The sequence below is a fragment of the Yinghuangia aomiensis genome (genome assembly GCF_039542225.1).
Lineage (GTDB): Bacteria > Actinomycetota > Actinomycetes > Streptomycetales > Streptomycetaceae > Yinghuangia > Yinghuangia aomiensis.
On sequence record NZ_BAABHS010000004.1, the window covers coordinates 36,679 to 53,835 of the forward strand.

The 17,157-nt window shown below is 72.8% G+C and carries 16 protein-coding genes; 10 read left to right on the forward strand and 6 right to left on the reverse strand.

The genetic code is table 11. The features are described 5' to 3' along the window. Positions 1 to 135: 135 nt before the first annotated feature. The 3 genes from ABEA93_RS06470 to fabG form a co-directional block, all read right to left on the reverse strand. Positions 136 to 444: a hypothetical protein gene (locus tag ABEA93_RS06470; RefSeq protein WP_345674326.1), complete on the reverse strand. Its 309-nt coding sequence runs from the start codon at positions 442 to 444 to the stop codon at positions 136 to 138. A 96-nt stretch (positions 445 to 540) separates the two neighbouring features. Further along, positions 541 to 1,314, reverse strand: coding sequence for an enoyl-ACP reductase FabI (gene fabI, locus ABEA93_RS06475; RefSeq protein WP_345674327.1), 774 nt, complete (start codon positions 1,312 to 1,314; stop codon positions 541 to 543). Between the two features lie 3 nt (positions 1,315 to 1,317). Beyond that, complete coding sequence (gene fabG, locus ABEA93_RS06480; RefSeq protein WP_345674329.1) at positions 1,318 to 2,022, reverse strand: 3-oxoacyl-[acyl-carrier-protein] reductase; 705 nt, start codon at positions 2,020 to 2,022, stop codon at positions 1,318 to 1,320. A gap of 310 nt (positions 2,023 to 2,332) precedes the next feature. Between fabG and ABEA93_RS06485 the strand changes: the two genes are divergently transcribed. From ABEA93_RS06485 to ABEA93_RS06505, 5 genes are all read left to right on the forward strand, one after another. Beyond that, positions 2,333 to 3,850: a TldD/PmbA family protein gene (locus ABEA93_RS06485; RefSeq protein WP_345674330.1), complete on the forward strand. Its 1,518-nt coding sequence runs from the start codon at positions 2,333 to 2,335 to the stop codon at positions 3,848 to 3,850. Continuing rightward, on the forward strand, positions 3,847 to 5,250 hold the full coding sequence (locus tag ABEA93_RS06490; protein ID WP_345674331.1) for a metallopeptidase TldD-related protein: 1,404 nt from the start codon (positions 3,847 to 3,849) through the stop codon (positions 5,248 to 5,250). The genes ABEA93_RS06485 and ABEA93_RS06490 overlap by 4 nt, the downstream gene beginning before the upstream one ends. Before the next feature lie 97 nt (positions 5,251 to 5,347). Continuing rightward, on the forward strand, positions 5,348 to 5,896 hold the full coding sequence (locus ABEA93_RS06495) for an RNA 2'-phosphotransferase (RefSeq protein ID WP_345674611.1): 549 nt from the start codon (positions 5,348 to 5,350) through the stop codon (positions 5,894 to 5,896). Between the two features lie 212 nt (positions 5,897 to 6,108). After that, a complete protein-coding gene (locus ABEA93_RS42090) occupies positions 6,109 to 6,702 on the forward strand; it encodes a DUF3099 domain-containing protein (protein ID WP_425584847.1) in 594 nt (197 codons plus the stop codon). 316 nt (positions 6,703 to 7,018) lie between these two features. Beyond that, the gene (locus tag ABEA93_RS06505; RefSeq protein ID WP_345674332.1) at positions 7,019 to 7,288 is read left to right on the forward strand and encodes a hypothetical protein; all 270 of its coding nucleotides are present in this window, start codon (positions 7,019 to 7,021) and stop codon (positions 7,286 to 7,288) included. A 113-nt stretch (positions 7,289 to 7,401) separates the two neighbouring features. Here the strand turns inward: ABEA93_RS06505 and moaA are convergent, their stop codons facing one another. After that, on the reverse strand, positions 7,402 to 8,418 hold the full coding sequence (gene moaA / locus ABEA93_RS06510) for a GTP 3',8-cyclase MoaA (RefSeq protein ID WP_345674333.1): 1,017 nt from the start codon (positions 8,416 to 8,418) through the stop codon (positions 7,402 to 7,404). Between the two features lie 245 nt (positions 8,419 to 8,663). Here moaA and ABEA93_RS06515 point away from each other — a divergent pair, with 245 nt between their 5' ends. Continuing rightward, positions 8,664 to 9,878, forward strand: a complete 1,215-nt coding sequence (locus ABEA93_RS06515) for a D-alanyl-D-alanine carboxypeptidase family protein (protein WP_345674334.1) — start codon at positions 8,664 to 8,666, stop codon at positions 9,876 to 9,878. A gap of 10 nt (positions 9,879 to 9,888) precedes the next feature. Here the strand turns inward: ABEA93_RS06515 and ABEA93_RS06520 are convergent, their stop codons facing one another. Both ABEA93_RS06520 and ABEA93_RS06525 read right to left on the reverse strand, forming a co-directional pair. After that, positions 9,889 to 11,256, reverse strand: a complete 1,368-nt coding sequence (locus tag ABEA93_RS06520) for an ABC transporter substrate-binding protein (protein WP_345674335.1) — start codon at positions 11,254 to 11,256, stop codon at positions 9,889 to 9,891. 138 nt (positions 11,257 to 11,394) lie between these two features. Further along, positions 11,395 to 11,961: an MTB12 C-terminal domain-containing protein gene (locus ABEA93_RS06525; protein WP_345674336.1), complete on the reverse strand. Its 567-nt coding sequence runs from the start codon at positions 11,959 to 11,961 to the stop codon at positions 11,395 to 11,397. A gap of 366 nt (positions 11,962 to 12,327) precedes the next feature. Here ABEA93_RS06525 and ABEA93_RS06530 point away from each other — a divergent pair, with 366 nt between their 5' ends. Genes ABEA93_RS06530 through ABEA93_RS06545 form a run of 4 tightly spaced genes read left to right on the forward strand, consistent with a single transcriptional unit; the run spans position 12,328 to position 17,149 of the window. Continuing rightward, complete coding sequence (locus tag ABEA93_RS06530) at positions 12,328 to 13,674, forward strand: hypothetical protein (protein WP_345674337.1); 1,347 nt, start codon at positions 12,328 to 12,330, stop codon at positions 13,672 to 13,674. 3 nt (positions 13,675 to 13,677) lie between these two features. Then, the gene (locus tag ABEA93_RS06535) at positions 13,678 to 15,633 is read left to right on the forward strand and encodes a branched-chain amino acid ABC transporter permease (protein WP_345674338.1); all 1,956 of its coding nucleotides are present in this window, start codon (positions 13,678 to 13,680) and stop codon (positions 15,631 to 15,633) included. Further along, positions 15,630 to 16,469 carry an ABC transporter ATP-binding protein gene (locus tag ABEA93_RS06540; protein ID WP_345674339.1) on the forward strand — a complete coding sequence of 280 codons (840 nt, stop codon included), beginning with the start codon at positions 15,630 to 15,632 and terminating at the stop codon, positions 16,467 to 16,469. The genes ABEA93_RS06535 and ABEA93_RS06540 overlap by 4 nt, the downstream gene beginning before the upstream one ends. After that, positions 16,469 to 17,149: an ABC transporter ATP-binding protein gene (locus ABEA93_RS06545; RefSeq protein ID WP_345674340.1), complete on the forward strand. Its 681-nt coding sequence runs from the start codon at positions 16,469 to 16,471 to the stop codon at positions 17,147 to 17,149. Before ABEA93_RS06540 ends, ABEA93_RS06545 begins: the two co-directional genes overlap by 1 nt. The last annotated feature ends 8 nt before the right edge of the window (positions 17,150 to 17,157 follow it).

Genomic DNA, 17,157 nt, shown 5'->3' on the forward strand with positions numbered 1-17,157 from the left:
TGATGTCGCTACGACGCTATGAGGGAGAGGTACTTCGGCCCCATCCGGCGGACTGCCGTCTTGCGGGGGGTGCGGGCGCCCGGTACGGGGGTGGGGTTACCCCCACCCTTTCTCGACCGGTTGGTTGTCACGGGTTCAGCTGAGCACGGTCGCGACGACCGCGATGATCCCGAACACCACGAGCATGGCGCCGAGGATCGCGAGCATGGCGCGGCTCGCCGGCTTGTCGGGGTCCGGCGGGGCGAGGACCGGCGTGAAGCCTTCTTCTTCGCCGCGGGCGGCGTAGGCGGCGGCCTGGACGGCGGCGCGGGCGCGCGCGGCTTCGCGGTCGGCGGCGCGGGCCTGGTCCTCGCGGGCCTTGCGGGCGGCGACGGCGCGGGCGTACCGGTCCTTGGAGGACTCCTGGGGCGGTTCGCCGCCGGGCGTGGAAGGTGTAGCAGGCATGGATCGAGTCTCGCACGCAGCCGGACCCGGAATGCGTCGGGGCCGGACCGCGCGCTGCGGTCCGGCCCCGGGGATGGTGCGGGGTTCTGCGGTGGATCAGGCGCCCATGGCGTGCAGGCCGCCGTCGACGTGCACGATCTCGCCGGTGGTCTTGGGGAACCAGTCGGAGAGCAGCCCGACGACGCCGCGCGCGGCCGGCTCGGGGTCGTTGAGGTCCCAGCCGAGCGGCGCCTTCTCGTTCCACACGCCTTCGAAGGCGTCGAAGCCGGGGATCGAGCGGGCGGCCATGGTCTTGACCGGGCCGGCCGAGACCAGGTTGACGCGCACGTTCTGGTCGCCGAGGTACTTGGCGAGGTAGCGCGAGGTGGACTCGAGGGCGGCCTTGGCGACGCCCATCCAGTCGTAGCCCGGCCAGGCGACCTGCGCGTCGAAGTCCAGGCCGACGACGGACAGCGAGCCGTCCTTCGGCTTGAGCGGCAGGGTCGCCATGGTGAGCGCCTTGAGCGAGTAGGCGGACACCTGCACGGCGGTGGAGACGTCCTCGTAGTTCGTGTTGAGGAAGTTCCCGCCGAGCGCGTCCTGCGGGCCGAACGCGATCGAGTGCACGACGCCGTCGATGCCGTCGACGTGCTGGCGCACGTTCTCGGCCAGCGCGTCGAGGTGCTCGGTGTTGGTCACGTCGAGTTCGATGACCGGGGCGGGCTTGGGAAGCCGCCCCGCGATGCGGTTGACCAGCGAGAGCCGGCCGAAGCCGGTGAGGACGACCTCGGCGCCTTCCTCCTGCGCGAGCCGCGCCACGTGGAAGGCGATCGAGGCGTCGGTCAGGACGCCGGTGACGAGAATGCGCTTGCCGACCAGAAGGTCACCCATGCGTCAGTGCCCCATTCCAAGTCCGCCGTCCACGGGAATGACGGCGCCGGTGATGTACGACGCGGCGTCCGAGGCGAGGAAGCGGACCACGGCCGCGACCTCCTCGGTGCTCGCGTAACGGCCCAGCGGAACCTCGGCCAGAATCTGCGCCTTGCGTTCCTCGCCGAGCACGTCGGTCATGGCGGTGTCCACGAAGCCGGGCGCCACGACGTTGGTGGTGATGTTGCGCGACCCCAGCTCGCGGGCGAGCGACCGGGCGAACCCGACGAGCCCGGCCTTGGACGCGGCGTAGTTGGCCTGCCCGGGCGAGCCGAGGAGTCCGACGACCGACGAGATCAGCACGATGCGGCCCTTGCGGGCGCGCAGCATGCCCTTGCTGGCGCGTTTGACGACCCGGAACGTGCCGGTCAGGTTCGTGTCGACGACGCTGGTGAAGTCGTCCTCGCTCATGCGCAGCAGGAGCGTGTCCTTGGTGATGCCGGCGTTGGCGACGAGCACCTCGACGGCACCCTGGTGCGCCTCGACCTCTTTGAACGCCTGCTCGACCTGCTCGGGGTCGGTGACGTCGCAGCGGACGCCGAACAGCCCCTCGGGTGCCTCTCCCGAGCGGGAGGTGACCGCGACCTTGTCGCCTTCGGCGGCGAACGCCTGCGCGATGGCGAGGCCGATGCCCCGGTTGCCTCCGGTGACCAGTACGGACCGGCTCAACGGCTCACTCCTTATGTATGGACAGGACCTGCTTGGGAGAGGTTGCGACGACCGTATCGGTCTACCGCGCGGTACGCGGAATCGCCCCGCGACAAGGTCGGGTGCCGCGGAGCTGTGGGATTTCGCCAACCGCAGCGCCGTTCGGGGGCAGCTTCCGACCGCCGCCGATCGAATGCGCGTGCGATCGGCGGCGACCCGCCGGGAAACTCCCCCGTCGGGCGGCCATCCGCGTGATTGACTGCCGACTGCGCGTTCCGCGCGTGCCCGGCACGCCGGCGACAGACACGACGACAGACAGGTGGGTGGAGCCGTGCCGCACCCGATCGATCCGGCCTTCCAGGCGTATCCCTTGCGCCTGCTGGCGGACGCCGCCCTCGGGCGGGCCCGCGAACTGGGGGTGTCCCACGCGGACTTCCGCTTCGAGCGGGTCCGCGACTCGTTCCTGCGGCTGCGCGACGGCCGCACGGAGGCGTCGATCGACCGGACCGACGTCGGTTTCGCGGTCCGCGTCGTGCACGACGGCGCCTGGGGGTTCGCCGCGGGCGTCGACCTCACGGTGGACGCGGCGGTGCGGGTCGCGGAGGAAGCGGTCGCGGTGGCGCGGGTGTCCCGGTCGATCGCGGAGGCGTCCGGGGTCGGGGACCGCGTCGAGATGGCGCCGGAGCCGGTCTACCCGGACGCCGCGTGGGTGTCGGCTTACGACGTGAACCCGTTCGACGTGCCGGAGGCGGACCGGGTCGGGCTGCTCGCGCAGTGGAGCCGCGACCTGCTGGCCGCGGACGGCGTGGACCACGTCGACGCGATGCTGCTGGCCGTCCAGGAGAACAAGTTCTATACGGACACCGCGGGCACCACGACGACGCAGCAGCGGGTGCGGGTCAATCCGGACATCACCGTGATCGCGGTCGGCGAGGGCGGCTACGAGTCGATGCGGACGCTCGCGCCGCCGGCCGGCCGCGGCTGGGAGTACCTGACCGGCACCGGCTGGGACTGGGAGAGCGAGCTCGCCGAGCTGCCTTCGCTGCTGGCCGAGCGGGTCGCCGCGCCGTCGGTGGAAGCCGGGTCGTACGACCTGGTGGTCGACCCGAGCAACCTGTGGCTGACCATCCACGAGTCGATCGGGCACGCGACCGAGCTGGACCGCGCGCTCGGCTACGAGGCGGCCTACGCGGGCACCTCGTTCGCGACCTTCGACAAGCTGGGCACGCTGCAGTACGGCTCGCCGATCATGCACGTCACCGGCGACCGCACCGCCGAGCACGGCCTGGCCACCATCGGCTACGACGACGAGGGCGTGGCCACCCAGTCGTGGGACCTGGTCAAGGACGGCGTCCTGGCCGGCTACCAGCTCGACCGGAACATGGCCCGCATGCAGGGCTTCGGGCGATCCAACGGCTGCGCGTTCGCCGACTCCTCCGCGCACGTGCCGGTGCAGCGGATGGCCAACGTGTCGCTGCAGCCCGCCGCCGAGGAGCGGTCGACGGCCGAGCTGATCGGCGGGGTCGAGCGCGGCCTGTACGTGGTCGGCGACAAGTCGTGGTCGATCGACATGCAGCGCTACAACTTCCAGTTCACCGGGCAGCGCGCCTACCGGATCGAGAACGGGCGCTTGGCGGGCCAGGTGAAGGACTTCGCGTACCAGGCGACGACCACCGACTTCTGGGGGTCGATGGAGGCCGTCGGCGGGCCGTCGACGTACGTCCTGGGCGGCGCGTTCAACTGCGGCAAGGCGCAGCCCGGCCAGGTCGCGGCGGTGAGCCACGGCTGCCCGTCGGCGCTGTTCCGCGGGGTGCGGATCCTCAACACGGTGCAGGAGGCGGGGCGATGAGCGAATCGACGACGGTGGCCAAGCCCGGCGAGCTGGTGGAGCGTGCGCTCGAACTGTCCCGCGCGGACGGCTGCGTGGTGATCGCCGAGGAGACGTCGACGGCGAACCTGCGCTGGGCGGGCAACGCGCTGACCACGAACGGGCTGTCGCAGGGCCGCAGTGTGTCGGTCGTCGCCACGGTCGACGGTGCCGAGGGCGTCGCGTCGGGTGTCGTGTCCCGCAGCGGCGTGACCGCCGGGCAGTTGGAGGAACTGGTGCGGGCCGCCGAGCAGGCGGCGCGCGACGCGGGGCCCGCGGAGGACGCGAACCCGCTGCTGTCCGGGAGCGCGTTCGCGGCGGGGTTCGACGAGGCACCGGCGCGTACCTCGATCGAGGTGTTCCGCGACTTCGCCCCGGCGCTGGGAGAGGCGTTCGCCCGTGCCGCGGCCGGCGACCGCAAGCTGTACGGCTTCGCCCAGCACGAGGTCACCTCCACCTACGTGGGCACGAGCGCGGGCCTGCGGGCCCGGCACGACCAGCCGACCGGCACGTTCGAGCTGAACGCGAAGTCCGCCGACATGGCCCGGTCCGCATGGTCGGGTGCGGCCACGCGGGACTTCGCGGACGTCGACGTGGCGGCCGCGGAAGCCGATCTGGAGCAGCGCATCGCGTGGGCGGCGCGGCGCGTCGACCTGCCCGCCGGGCGGTACGAGACCGTCCTGCCGCCGAGTGCGGTCGCCGACCTGATGATCTACCTGTACTGGTCGTCGGGTGCCCGCGACGCGTTCGAGGGCCGCAGCGTCTTCAGCCGGGCGGGCGGCGGCACGCGGGTGGGCGACAAGCTCGCGGCGCTGCCGCTGTCGCTGCGCAGCGACCCGGCCTACCCGGGCCTGGAGTGCGCGCCGTTCTCCACCACGGTGGCGTCCGGCGACGGCACGTCGGTCTTCGACAACGGCCTGGGGCTGGGGTCGACGGCGTGGCTGAACGACGGCGTGCTGGCCGCGCTGCCCGCGAACCGGTACACGGCGAAGCTGGCCGGGCTGCCGGTGGCGCCCGAGATCGACAACCTGGTGCTGGAAAATCCGGGCGCGGACCGGTCGCTCGCGGATATGGTCGCGTCGACCAAGCGCGGTCTGCTGCTGACGTGCCTGTGGTACATCCGCGAGGTGGATCCGCAGACGCTGCTGCTGACCGGCCTGACGCGCGACGGTGTGTACCTCGTGGAGGACGGCGAGGTCGTGGGCGCGGTGAACAACTACCGCTTCAACGAATCACCGGTGGACCTGCTGGGCCGGGTGACCGAGGCGGGCGCCACGGAGCGCACCATGCCGCGCGAGCAGGGGGACTACTTCTCGCGGGCGGCCATGCCGCCGCTGCGGGTGCCGGACTTCAACATGAGTTCGGTGAGCCAGGCGTCCTAGCCGCTCCCCCGCGCGTCTTATAAGACAGACATCCCCACATCAGAGACGTACGCCGAGGAGGCGAATGGAGACGAACATCGACCCGAGGGATCCCGCGATGGATCCGAAGCGGATGGTGAAGGTGTCGAAGTACCTGTCACGGGCACTGCGCCATCAGCCGGAGCGCATCGGGATCACCTTGGACGCGTCGGGCTGGGTGCCCGTCGACGACCTGCTGGCGGCATGCCGGTCCCGCGGTTTCGCGGTGACGCGGGTCGAGCTGGACCTGGTCGTGGCGCAGAATGACAAGAAGCGGTTCGCGTTCTCCGAGGACGGGATGCGGATCCGGGCGAGTCAGGGGCACACCGTGGACATCGACCTGGGCCTTGCGCCTGCCGAACCCCCGTCGGAGCTGTACCACGGCACGGTGGGCCGGGTCATCGACGCCATCCTCACCGAGGGCCTGCGGCCGATGAACCGCAACGACGTGCACCTGTCGCCGGACGTGGAGACGGCACGCCGGGTCGGCGCCCGCCGCGGCCGCCCGGTGGTGCTGGTGGTGGACGCGGCCCGCATGCACGCCGACGGGCACGTGTTCCGCGTGTCGGACAACGGTGTGTGGCTGGTCACCGCCGTCCCGGCGGAGTACCTGCGCCGCCAGGGCTGACCCGGGCCCGCGCGGACTCGCCCGGGCCGGTCCTCGGTCCGTGCGGCGCCGGTGCGGCGCGGAATCGATTCGTCCCGACATGCCCGCGACATCGCACGCGCCCCGGTCTCGTTCGCGGGGGATACGCGGCGTACCGTGGAGGCGGCGGCCACGACGGGTCGGGCCGCCCCGGGAGGCGGCAGGTGGGCAGGGTGCAGGTCAATCGGGCGCACATGAATCACGAGCGGGGCGGCAAAGCCTCCGTCTACCGCATCAGCGGCGCCCGCAAGGGCCTGACCGAGGACGTGCGGACCCGCCAGCGCCGCTACGTCATCTCGATGTCCGTGCGCACCGTGTGCTTCCTGCTGGCGGTGGTGTTCACCGGGCCGCTGCGCTGGGCGATGCTGGCGGGCGCGCTGTTGCTGCCGTACGTCGCCGTGGTGATCGCGAACGCCGGCCGGGAGCCGAACTCGGATCCGCCGCCCGCCCTCAGCGTGCCGCCGCAGCCGCACAAGGCGATCGAGGCGCCGCCGGAGGCGGTGTTGACGAGCGCGGAACGACACGACATCCGCGTGGTGCCCGACGACGCGTGGATCGTGTCGGACGACCCGGCCTACACCTCGCACGAGGCCCCTCCGGCGACCTCGTCCGAGGCCGGTGCGGCCGCGGGGCCGCCGGCCGACGTGCCGCTCGGCGGGCAGGCCTGGCGGCGCCCCGGCGAGGGGGTGTTCGCGGCCTCGGCGGACGGCCGGGTGGCCGCGCCGGGCGAGGCCCCGGAGACCGCCCCCGCCGCACCTGACGGACCGTCAGAAAGTAACCGTGAGTAAGTTGTTCGAGTAAACCGCCGACCGTCCTCCGGGGGTCGGGAACGGGTGCCGAATTCGCCCGACACGCGTTCGCGTATGGGGCTTCACGTCGGCCGTGGACGTGCCATACTTCAAAACGTGCTCCGTATCCCCCGTCGGAGCGACCGACGCGATGCCGGGCGGCTCCCCCCGTGGCTGCCCGGCATCGCCCGTTTTCGGAGCCGGTGACCGCCCCGCTTCCCGCACCGCCCGAGCCCCGCGATCATCACCCTGCGCAGCGGAACCGGGACTTCACCCCGGCGCCGGGCACGGCCCGCCCGATTGCGATACTGGGGTCATGCTTCCCTTCGGGCCCGCGGACGACGGGCCGACCCGGCCGATCTGCTCGGCGAAGGCGTGCCGTGCGGACGCCCGCTGGGTGCTGGTGTGGAACAACCCCAAGGTGCACACGCCGGACCGCCGCAAGACGTGGCTGGCCTGCGACGAACACCGCGAGTCGCTAGGACAGTTCCTGGCGGTGCGCGGGTTCCTCAAGGACACCGTGGACTTCGCCGAGTGGACGGCCGCGGAGGCCGGCGACCCGGACGAGGGTCGCTCGTCCGGGTGATTCCGGCGCTGCTCGCCGGGCGCGGGCGCCCCGGTCTGCATCGCCCTTTCGGGTGAGGCCTGTTCGAACAGCTGCCGGGGCTCCCCGGCGCGCCGGATCGTCGCCGGGTCCGGTTATCCGCCGATCGCCGACATCGGCCGGGCCGGCTGGAGGAACGTCGGGTCGTCGATGCCCGCTCCCGCCTTCTTGGTCGCCATCGCGGCGCGCCACCGGTCGGCGATCTCGTCGTCGGACGCGCCGCCGCGCAGCGCGGTGCGCAGGTCCGATTCCTCGCGGGCGAAGAGGCAGTTGCGGATCTGGCCGTCGGCGGTGAGCCGGGTGCGGTCGCAGGCGCCGCAGAACGGCCGGGTGACGGTGCCGATGACGCCGAAACTGCCGGGGCCGCCGTCGACGAGCCAGCGTTCGGCGGGGGCGCTGCCGCGTGCCTCGTCGCCTTCCGGGGTGAGCCGGAAGGCCGCGGACAGCGCGGCCAGGATCTCGTCGGCGGTGACCATCAGCGAGCGGTCCCAGCCGTGTTGCGCGTCGAGCGGCATCTGCTCGATGAACCGGAGTTCGTAGCCGCGCTCCAGGCACCAGGACAGGAGTGCGGGCGCTTCGTCGTCGTTGACGCCGCGCATCAGGACGGCGTTGACCTTGACCGGGGTGAGCCCGGCGTCCGCGGCGGCCGCCATGCCGTCCAGCACGTCCCGGAGCCGGTCGCGGCGGGTGAGCTCCTTGAACCGCGCGGGGTCGAGGGTGTCCAGGGAGACGTTGACGCGGTCGAGGCCGGCGGCCTTGAGCGGCGCGGCGAGCTTGGTGAGCGCCAGGCCGTTGGTGGTCACGGACATCTTGGGGCGCGGTTCGAGTGCCGCGACGCGTTCCACGATGCCGACGAATCCGCGGCGCAGCAGCGGCTCGCCGCCGGTGAACCGGACTTCGGTGACGCCGAGCTGCCGCACGGCGATGCGGACGAGCCGGACGATCTCGTCGTCGGTGAGCAGCTCCGGCTTGGGCAGCCAGTCGAGGCCTTCCGCGGGCATGCAGTACGTGCAGCGCAGGTTGCACCGGTCGGTGAGCGACACGCGCAGGTCGGTGGCCGTGCGCCCGTACGCGTCGACGAGCCCGCCCCCGGTCTGGGCCTGGACACTCATCGCGGCGCCTCCTCACCTCCCGGCGCGACGTGCGCGGACCGGGGCCTCCCGTTTTCGGCCCCCAGGGTACGCAGGTGCCACCCCGCCCTGGCCAGCACCACCGCTTTGTCGACATGTGCGGGTACGTCATGCGCGCCTGCCGCGTTGCACGAGTTCCGCGTGGGAAATGCCATACGCCCGCGAACCGGATTCCGGCCGCGCGCGTCCAGGTCATACGACATGATCCGGCGGGGAGGAATTCGACGGTGAATCAGATACCAGAGGACCGCCGCGGGGCGGACGACCCGGCGGGCGCGGGGGTGCCGCGCCATCGCGTGGACTCGCGTGCGCCCGGTTATCCGCAGGCGGCGTACTCGGATGCCGCGCAGTACCTGGACAACGCGTGGCGGGAGAGCAGCGGTCAGGGGCCGGCGGTAAACCCGCACGAGATCCCGACGCAGGTGGTCCCGGTGCAGTCGGTGCCGGTGCAGTCCGCGCCGGTGCCGCCGGCCGCGGCGCAGCCGAGCCCTGCGCCCGCCGCTTCCGGCCCCGGGGCAGCTGCCGGTGCGGGTGCCGAGACCGTCGCGCAGCCTTTCCCGCCCGCGGATCCGCGGTCCGCCCGCGCGGCGCACCCGGCGGCTGCGGGCGTGCCCGGGCCGCGCGGTGCGGCCGACGCGAACCCGGTCGACCTGGGCGCGTACGCGATGTCTCCGGCGGCCGCGGCCGGCGGGGGCGCCCCGTCCGGGCCCGGTGCCTTCCCCGCGGCGCCCGAGGCGGATCGGCCGCGGGGCCGACGCAAGATGATCGCGGTGTGGAGCGTGGTGAGCGCCGTGGCGCTCGTGGGCGCGGGCCTGGTGGCCGTGAAGTCCATGAAGAGCGACAAGGACCACAACTCGGCGTCGTCGGCATCGCCGACCGCGACGATCCAGGCGGCGCCGCCTTCGGCGCCCGCGACCAGCGCCGGTCCGACGTCCGCGCCGCCGTCCACCTCCCCGACGGCGAGCACGACCGGCAAGTCCTCCAAGTCGCCGACGGCCACGTCCACGACCAAGAAGCCGAAGACCGGCACGGACGACGACGGGGACGGCATCACCGACGACCCGGGCGCGACCGACCCGAACCAGCTGTCCGGTGCCGCGCGCACCGCGTACCAGCAGGCGAAGACGGCCATGGCGGCGAACGGCATCACCCTGACGCTCACGTCCGGGAAGCGGTCGTTCCAGCACCAGCAGGACCTGTGGGACCAGGAAGTCCGCGACACCGGCTCGACGGCCGCGGCCCGCAACCGGGTCCTGCCGCCCGGGGAGTCGTCGCATGTGCAGGGCATCGCGATCGACATCAACATCGCGGCGCAGGCGTGGATGAAGAGCAAGGGCTCGCAGTACGGCTGGTGCCAGATCTACGCGAACGAAGCCTGGCACTTCGAGTACCGCGCGTCGTACAAGACGAGCGGCTGCCCGACGCTCAAGCCGCACCCGTAGGGGGCGCGGTTCAGGGCTTGTAAGGCAGGGACGGCACGACGAAGCAGTTCGCGTCCATATCCGGCACCTGGTCGACCCAGCCGCCCTGCCCGCCGTTGGCACTGTCCTGCCAGCGCACGACGTTGAGGCAGGCCTTGGCGGGTGCCGCGGCTTGCTCGGCGGTCTGCGGGTTGAAGTTGACCGGGATCAGCAGCCCGTGGGCGTCGTAGCCTTCGGGCCTGTTGACGAACTGCTCGACGCACTTGCGGGTGACGTCGGCGCCGCACGAGCCGATCGCGTCGGTGAGCCACTGTGCGGACGCCCAGCCTTCCAGCGCCCACTGCGACATCTGGCCGGCCCGGTCGGGGAAGTACTTGGCCATCGCGTTGCGGAAGTCGGCGACCGCCGGGTTCTGCACGTCCTCGTAGTTGCGGCTGCCGCCGGTCACCTGGATGGAGTTGCGGCAGGTCGGCGAGTCCTTGAAGTCGGTGCCGATGGTCGCGTTCTGGTTCTGCACGGTCGACACCTTGGCCTGCACCTTGAGCCCGGCGCCGTCCATCGATTTGCACAGCTGCGCGTTTCCGCGCGTGTCGATCGCGTCGAAGACGATGTCAACGCCGCGGTTGCGCATGTCGATGACGGCCGCGTCGAAGTTGGGCAGCGCGAAGTCGAGCTGTTTGTCGACGATGGTGTAGCCCTCGGCCTTGAGGCCGTCCTTGATGGTCTGGGCGAAGCGCGCCGAGTCGGCCTGGTTGTACGACACCACGGCGGCGGTGCGGGCGCCCAGGCGTTCCTTGAAGTACCGGTAGACCGACGTGTTCTGGTACAGCGTGCCGTCCCAGCCGACGCTGCCGTTCCGCGGGGCGCTGGACCCGTACAGGCTGTACAGGTGCTGGTAGGTGTCGTAGGCGTTGCCGATCGGGATGCCGCCGACGTCGGGGACGCCCTTGGAGCTGACGAAGGGCGCGCCGTCGTACTTGTAGATGCTGTTGCCGGCGAACGCGAACACCTTCTCGTCGTCGATCAGCTTGCGCGCGCACTTCTGGTTCTCGAACCCGACGCCCGCGTCGTCGCACGGCACGACGGTGACCTTGCGGCCGTTGATGCCGCCCTTGTCGTTGAGGGCCTGGAAGAACGCCTGCGCGCCGTACATCGGCCCGGAGAAGGTGTCCTTGCCGAGCAGCCCGGACGACGTGTCGATCATCCCGATCTTGATCTCGGTCGGAGTAACGCCGACGTCCGAGGCCTTGTTGGCCGTTCCCCCGGCCGGCGCCCCGCCGCCCGCGGGGGCATTGCTCGGCACGAAGTCCCGTTCCGGCACGCGTGATCCGCAGCCGGCGGCGAGCAGCACGGCGCAGAGGACCGCGACGGGGGCGGCAGTACGGCGTGTGCGGCGCATCGGAGTTCCTTCCGGCGGGGCTGGGCGTCGGGTGGTGCGGATGTACCCAGCAAAACGCACGAAGGCCGCGGCTGCACATGCGGAGGATGTGCAGCCGCGGCCGATTCACTTCGTGACGCTCCGGCGGAGCGGGGTGCCTCAGTAGCCGGAGCACTCCGCGGCCGGGGGGACCTGGGCGTATCCGGCCAGCGTGCAAACGGTCTTGCCGCCGACCTTCCACGTACCGTCCTGCTTCACGACGTTGCCGTCGATCGGCGGCACGGCGCCGGCGGCGCCGCCGAGCAGGATGTCGAAGTTGACCGTGCCCTTGTCGCCGTCGATCTTGACATCGTTCGTCTTGATGCTGACCGAGCTGACCAGCTGGCTCGACAGCATGGCGTCGAGCATCGTGTTCAGCTTGTCGGCGTCCTGGATGAGGGCCTTGCGCTCGGCGACGGTCGCCTTCGGGTCGAGCACCTTCTGGTAGGCCGCGGCTGCCGCCTTCTGGTCGGCGGTGAACGTCGCCGAGTTGACCGCGGCCGGCGCCGAAGCGGGGGCGGAGGTCGGCGCGGCCGGGGCGCCCGTGGTGGCCGCGGGGGTCTGGGCAGCCGGCGAGTTGCTCGCCTTGCTGTCGTCCTTCTTGTCGTCGCTGCAGCCCGCGAGCGCGAGGACACCGGCGACGGGAAGAACCGCCCACGCCATACGGCGAGCACCTATGTTGCGCATGGTTCACACCATCCGTTCCCGCCGGGGAATCCGGCGTAGATCACAGAAGTCGACTCGGAGCGTACGGCACCCTACCGGCTGGTCACATGCGAACCGGGCCCGCAGGGGGCAACCCGTGACCGAACCTGTATCCGCGGGCTGCTTCCGGCATGCCTGCCGCGTCGACCGGATATCGGATCCCGGGGGCGCCGTTCCCCGGCGGCGACTTCCCGGCCGATGGGGGCCGGGAAACGCGGGTGTTCCGTTTCGACCGCAACTAACCTGGACGAGACCCCGGCCGACCGCATCCGAAGCCTTGCGGAACGCGGGGCGCCCGTACGGGTGACGGCGGCGGACGGCAGCGACGGCGGACAGGTGAGGCGGCCGGTGGAGCGATCGGAAAGACCGCGCTGGGACGGCGATGTACGTGCGGCCGTCCGGGTGTACGGCGGCTGGTTCGTCGCGCTCGTCGGCGGACTCCTGTGCGCCATCGGCTGGTACGGCGTCTCGGGCGAGAAGTACGAGGCCCGGCAGATCCCGTACCTGGCGTCGGCGTCGATCCCCGGAGCGGCGCTGATCATCGCGGGTGCGGTGCTGATCGCCGCACGGTCGCGGGCCTCGGACGCGGAACTGCGGCAACGGGTGGCGGAACTGCACGGGCTGCTGGTCGAGGTCCCGGAGGGCGGCGCGACAACCGGTGGCGCGGCGGCCCCGACGGACGGCACGGCCGCCGAAGACCCCGCCAAGCCCGGTACGGCGGCCGCAGCGGCCGGTGCGACCAGTGCGGTCGGCGCGGTCGGCGCGGCCACGGCAGACGGCCCGGCGCGGCCCGCCACGGAATCGCCCGCCACGGAAGCCCCCTGGCTCGCCGTCCCCGACGGCGCCCGCTACCACCGTCCCGACTGCACCTTGGTCGTCGGCAAACCGACCGCCTACCCGGTCACCCGCGTCGAAGCCGCCGAACAGGGCCTCCGTCCCTGCCCGTTGTGCGACCCGGGCGACCTCGGCCCCGCCGAACCGACGCCGGACGCCCCGGACGGAGCGCCCTCCTCGGCCCCGAAGCAGTCACCTCGCACCACCCCGAAGCCCCCGACCGACCCGGCGCCGACGACGCCGGACGAGCCCGGCACTTCCCCCGCTCCCGGCCCCACCGCGCACGCATCCGTTGCCTCGGGCGCCACCCCGGCCGCCCCCGACACGCCCAAGCCGGTCCGGCAGCCGACAAACCACCCGTCCGGCCGCACGCGAATGGACGCACCACGGTGGACGCCCGAGGACCGCGGGGCCCTCCCGGCCGTGCCCCGACCGTGCCTCGCCCCCGGCCGCAGAGCCGTCCACCCCCAGCGCACCCACACCCACGCACACGTGCCGCAGGGTTCGTGTCGCCACGGGGTGGCTGCCGCATTCGCCGTTCCTCGATCCGGCGAAGAGACGCTCGCGACGGCGCACGACGACAACATCCGGTGCCACGCCGTCGAATCGGCGCCCCCAGGCAGCGCCCGGGAATCCGTTGCCCGGCACATCGCCGACTCGCGTCGAACGGCCCCGCGCCCACCCCATGCACCGCGGGCCGTGGCGAGCTGCCCCTTCGCCGCCGCAACCCCCCTCCGGCTCCGGCACGCGCCGCGCCGGACGGTCTCCGCGGCCGTCCCCCCGATCCGGAGCCGCGAGATGGGCGACTCGCCGCCGGCCTCCCCCGTCTCCGTCAGCCTCTCCCCCACCCCGGCCCCCTGACCGATGCTCACCATCGACCTCGCGCTGGCCGGTCTCGGTGTCGGTGCCATTGCCGCGCTCGCCGCCGTCGGGCTGATCACGTCGTACCGGGCGACCGGGGTGTTCAACCTCGGGTTCGGGGCGTTGGCGATGCTCATCGCGTATCTGCTGTGGCAGCAGGTGCGGGTGTGGTCGTGGCCGGTGGTGCCCGCGGCGTTGTTCGACGTGTTCGTGGTGGCGCCGGTGTTCGGGCTGCTGCTGGACCGGTTCGTGTTCCGCGGGCTGCAGCGGCGCGGGGCCGGGCCGGCCGAGATGCTGGCGGCGTCGCTGGGCGTCCTCGTCATGCTGCTCGGCATTGCGATCCTCACCTGGGGCACCGAATCGCGCCTCGACCCGCCCACGCTGTTCCCCGCCGGCACCGTCGAGCTGTGGGACGGTGCCACCGTCTCCGAGTCAGCGCTCGCCGAACTCGGCGTGGTGGTCGGCATCGCCCTGGTCGTCGCCGTCGTCACCCGGTACACCCGCTTCGGTGCCGACCTGCGGGCCGTCGTCGACCGCCGCGAGCTGGCCGAGCTGACCGGCGTGGCCGCGGACCGGGTGTCGGCGGTCGGGTGGGCGTTCGGGTCGATGCTCGCCGGGCTGACCGGCATCCTGCTGGCGCCGCATCTGCGCCTCGACCCGTTCGGCCTGACGCTGCTGGTGCTGGAGACGATCGGTGTCGCGGTCGCCGCGCGGCTGGCGAGTCTGCCGGTGGCGATCCTGGTCGCGGTGGCGATCGGCGTGGGGCAGAGCGAACTGACCCGGGTCCAGCTCGAAGGCCGCGCGCAGAACATGCTCCAGGCGTTGCAGTCGAACCTGTTCGTGGTGGTGCTGCTCCTCGCGCTGCTGCTGCTTCCGCGCATGGTGGAGGTCGGCGAGCGCGGGACGTACACGCGGATCCCGGCGGGCAACGGGGCGCGGCTGCCCGCCTTGTGGTGGCTGCCCTATCCGGTGCTGCTCGCGGCCCCGCTGGTGCTGAGCACCGAGCACCTGCAGTCGGCGCAGCAGGTACCCGCCTTGGCGATCGTCTTCGTGTCGCTCGTCATCGTGACCGGATTCGCCGGGCAAGTGTCGCTCGGCCAGGCCGGGTATGCCGGGCTGGGTGCGCTGATCGCGGCGTCCCTCATGAGCGGGAAGTTCTTCGGGTTCGGCGCGGTGCCGGGGCTGCTCGCGCTGCTGCTGGGGGCGCTGCTGGTGATCCCGGTCGGGCTGGTGACGGGGTGGCCGGCGATCCGGCGGCGCGGGCTGGCGTTGGCGTTGAGCACGTTCGCGGTGGCGGCGGTGGTGAGCCGGTTCGTGTTCGCGCAGCCGATCTTCACCACTGGGCTGCGGCTGGACCATCCGTGGCCGTTCGAGGGCGAACATGCTTTCTACATACTGGAGTTGATCTGCCTCGGCCTGACGCTGCTGCTGGTCCGGCGGCTGCACGCGGGGCGGCTGGGCCGCATGCTCATCGCGATGCGGGACAGCGAAGGCGGTGCCGCGGCCTCCGGGATCGACGTGCCGGGGCTGAAGGTGTTCGTGTTCGCGGTGAGTGCGGGCGTGGCGGCCCTCGGCGGGGCGCTGCTCGGCATGTCCGGACGTTCGTTCGACGCGCAGACGTTCGACCCGATCCAAGGCCTCATCTGGTTCGCCGCCGTCGTGGTGTTCGGCGTGGACAGCGCGGCGGGTGCGGTGCTGGCCGCCGCGCTCATCGTCGGCTTGGACAGCGGGACGCAACCGGGCGTGTCGGTGATCGTCGTCGGCGCGGGTGCGATCCTGCTGTCCCGTATGCCGGGCGGTGCCCTGGCGACCGCGCGGCGCGTGCTGATGCCCGCCCTCGCCCCGCCGGAACCGGCGGCCGACACCGCCCGGTCCACCGCCCGCCTCACCCCGGCCGGCCGCGCCGTGCGTGCCCGCGTCCACGCGGACCGCGAAGCCCGTCCCGGAGCCCTCCGATGAGCCCCCGCCACGTCGTCCCGGCCGCCACCGAGACGCCGCCCGGCCCCGATGTGCTCACCGCGCACGGCCTCGTGCGGCACTTCGGCGGACTGCGTGCCGTCGACGGGGTCGACCTGACCGTGCCGCCGCGGCAGGTGACCGCGGTGATCGGGCCGAACGGTGCGGGCAAGAGCACCCTGTTCCATTGCCTGGCGGGCGCGCAGCGGCCGGACGAGGGCCGGATCCGGTTCCGCGGCCGGGACATCACCCGGCTGCCGGACCACCGGCGGGCGCGGCTCGGCATCGCGCGGACGTTCCAGGTCGTCTCGGTGTTCCCGAGCCTGACCGTCGCGGACAACCTGCGGGTCGGCGCGGAGAACCGTGCGGGCGCGAGCGCCGCGGCCCGGCTGCTGGGCTTGCCGGACGCGGCCGGCGGGCGTACCCGCCAGGCCGTCGAACGGGCCTTGGAGCTGGCCGAGTTGACGGACGTCGCGGACGTCCCGGCCGGGCGCCTGCCGACCGGCACGCTACGCCTGGTCGAGTTGGGCCGCGCGTTGGCCGCCGACCCGTCGGTGCTGCTCCTCGACGAGCCCGCCAGCGGCCTGGACGACGCCGAGACGGCCCGGATGCGGGCGCTGCTGCGCCGCCTCGCGGGCGAAGGCCTCGCGGTCCTGCTGGTCGAACACGACATGGAACTCGTCTTCGGGGTCGCGGACACGGTGTACGTGATGGCGGCCGGCCGCGTCGTCGCGTCCGGCACCCCCGACGCGGTCCGCGACGACCCGGCGGCCCGCGCCGCGTACCTCGACCCGCTGGCGGGCGACGGCGAGCCCGCGCCCGGCCCCGGGGGGTCCTGATGCCGGCCGCGCTCACGGTCCGCGGGCTGCGGGTCCGCTACGGCCCCGTCGAGGCCCTGCACGGTGTCGACATGGCGTTCCCGGACGGCGCCGTCACCGCCCTCCTCGGCCGCAACGGCGCGGGCCGCTCCACGCTGCTCCGCACCATCGCCGGACTGCTCCCCGCCGCGGCCGGGCACCTCGACTGGCGCGGCCGCGACATCACGGGCTGGACCGCGTCCGAACGGGCCCGCGCGGGGCTGGCGTTGATCCCGGACGGGCACGGCGTGTTCGGCGGGCTGCCGGTACGCGACAACCTGCGCGTCTTCGCCGGGACCGGCCCGATCGACCCGGCGCTCGACGCCTTCCCGGTGCTGCGGCAGCGGTTGGGGCAGCGCGCGGGCACGCTGTCCGGCGGCGAGCAGCAGATGCTGGCGGGCGCCCGCGCGATCCTGCGCCCGTCCCGGCTGCTGCTCTTGGACGAGCTGAGCCAGGGCCTCGCCCCGCGCGTGGTCGCGCAGTTGTACGAGGTCGTCACCGCACTCGCCGCCGAGCACCGCACGGTGGTCCTGGTCGAGCAGTACGCGGGCGAGGCGCTCCGGCGCGCGGACGTGGCGTACGTCCTGCGCCGCGGCCGGGTCGCGTTCGCCGGCGAACCGGCCGAACTCCTCGCCGCGGGCCACCCCTCGGTATTCGACTGATGCCGCTG

Bases quoted from the DNA above. Each gene is read 5' to 3' on its own strand.
- ABEA93_RS06540 (WP_345674339.1), top strand. From the start codon at position 15,630: ATGAGCCCCCGCCACGTCGTCCCGGCCGCCACCGAGACGCCGCCCGGC.
- fabI (WP_345674327.1), bottom strand. From the start codon at position 1,314: ATGGGTGACCTTCTGGTCGGCAAGCGCATTCTCGTCACCGGCGTCCTG.
- ABEA93_RS06490 (WP_345674331.1), top strand. From the start codon at position 3,847: ATGAGCGAATCGACGACGGTGGCCAAGCCCGGCGAGCTGGTGGAGCGT.
- ABEA93_RS06545 (WP_345674340.1), top strand. From the start codon at position 16,469: ATGCCGGCCGCGCTCACGGTCCGCGGGCTGCGGGTCCGCTACGGCCCC.
- ABEA93_RS06505 (WP_345674332.1), top strand. From the start codon at position 7,019: ATGCTTCCCTTCGGGCCCGCGGACGACGGGCCGACCCGGCCGATCTGC.
- ABEA93_RS06525 (WP_345674336.1), bottom strand. From the start codon at position 11,961: ATGCGCAACATAGGTGCTCGCCGTATGGCGTGGGCGGTTCTTCCCGTC.
- ABEA93_RS06535 (WP_345674338.1), top strand. From the start codon at position 13,678: ATGCTCACCATCGACCTCGCGCTGGCCGGTCTCGGTGTCGGTGCCATT.
- ABEA93_RS06520 (WP_345674335.1), bottom strand. From the start codon at position 11,256: ATGCGCCGCACACGCCGTACTGCCGCCCCCGTCGCGGTCCTCTGCGCC.
- ABEA93_RS42090 (WP_425584847.1), top strand. From the start codon at position 6,109: ATGAATCACGAGCGGGGCGGCAAAGCCTCCGTCTACCGCATCAGCGGC.
- ABEA93_RS06470 (WP_345674326.1), bottom strand. From the start codon at position 444: ATGCCTGCTACACCTTCCACGCCCGGCGGCGAACCGCCCCAGGAGTCC.
- ABEA93_RS06495 (WP_345674611.1), top strand. From the start codon at position 5,348: ATGGATCCGAAGCGGATGGTGAAGGTGTCGAAGTACCTGTCACGGGCA.
- moaA (WP_345674333.1), bottom strand. From the start codon at position 8,418: ATGAGTGTCCAGGCCCAGACCGGGGGCGGGCTCGTCGACGCGTACGGG.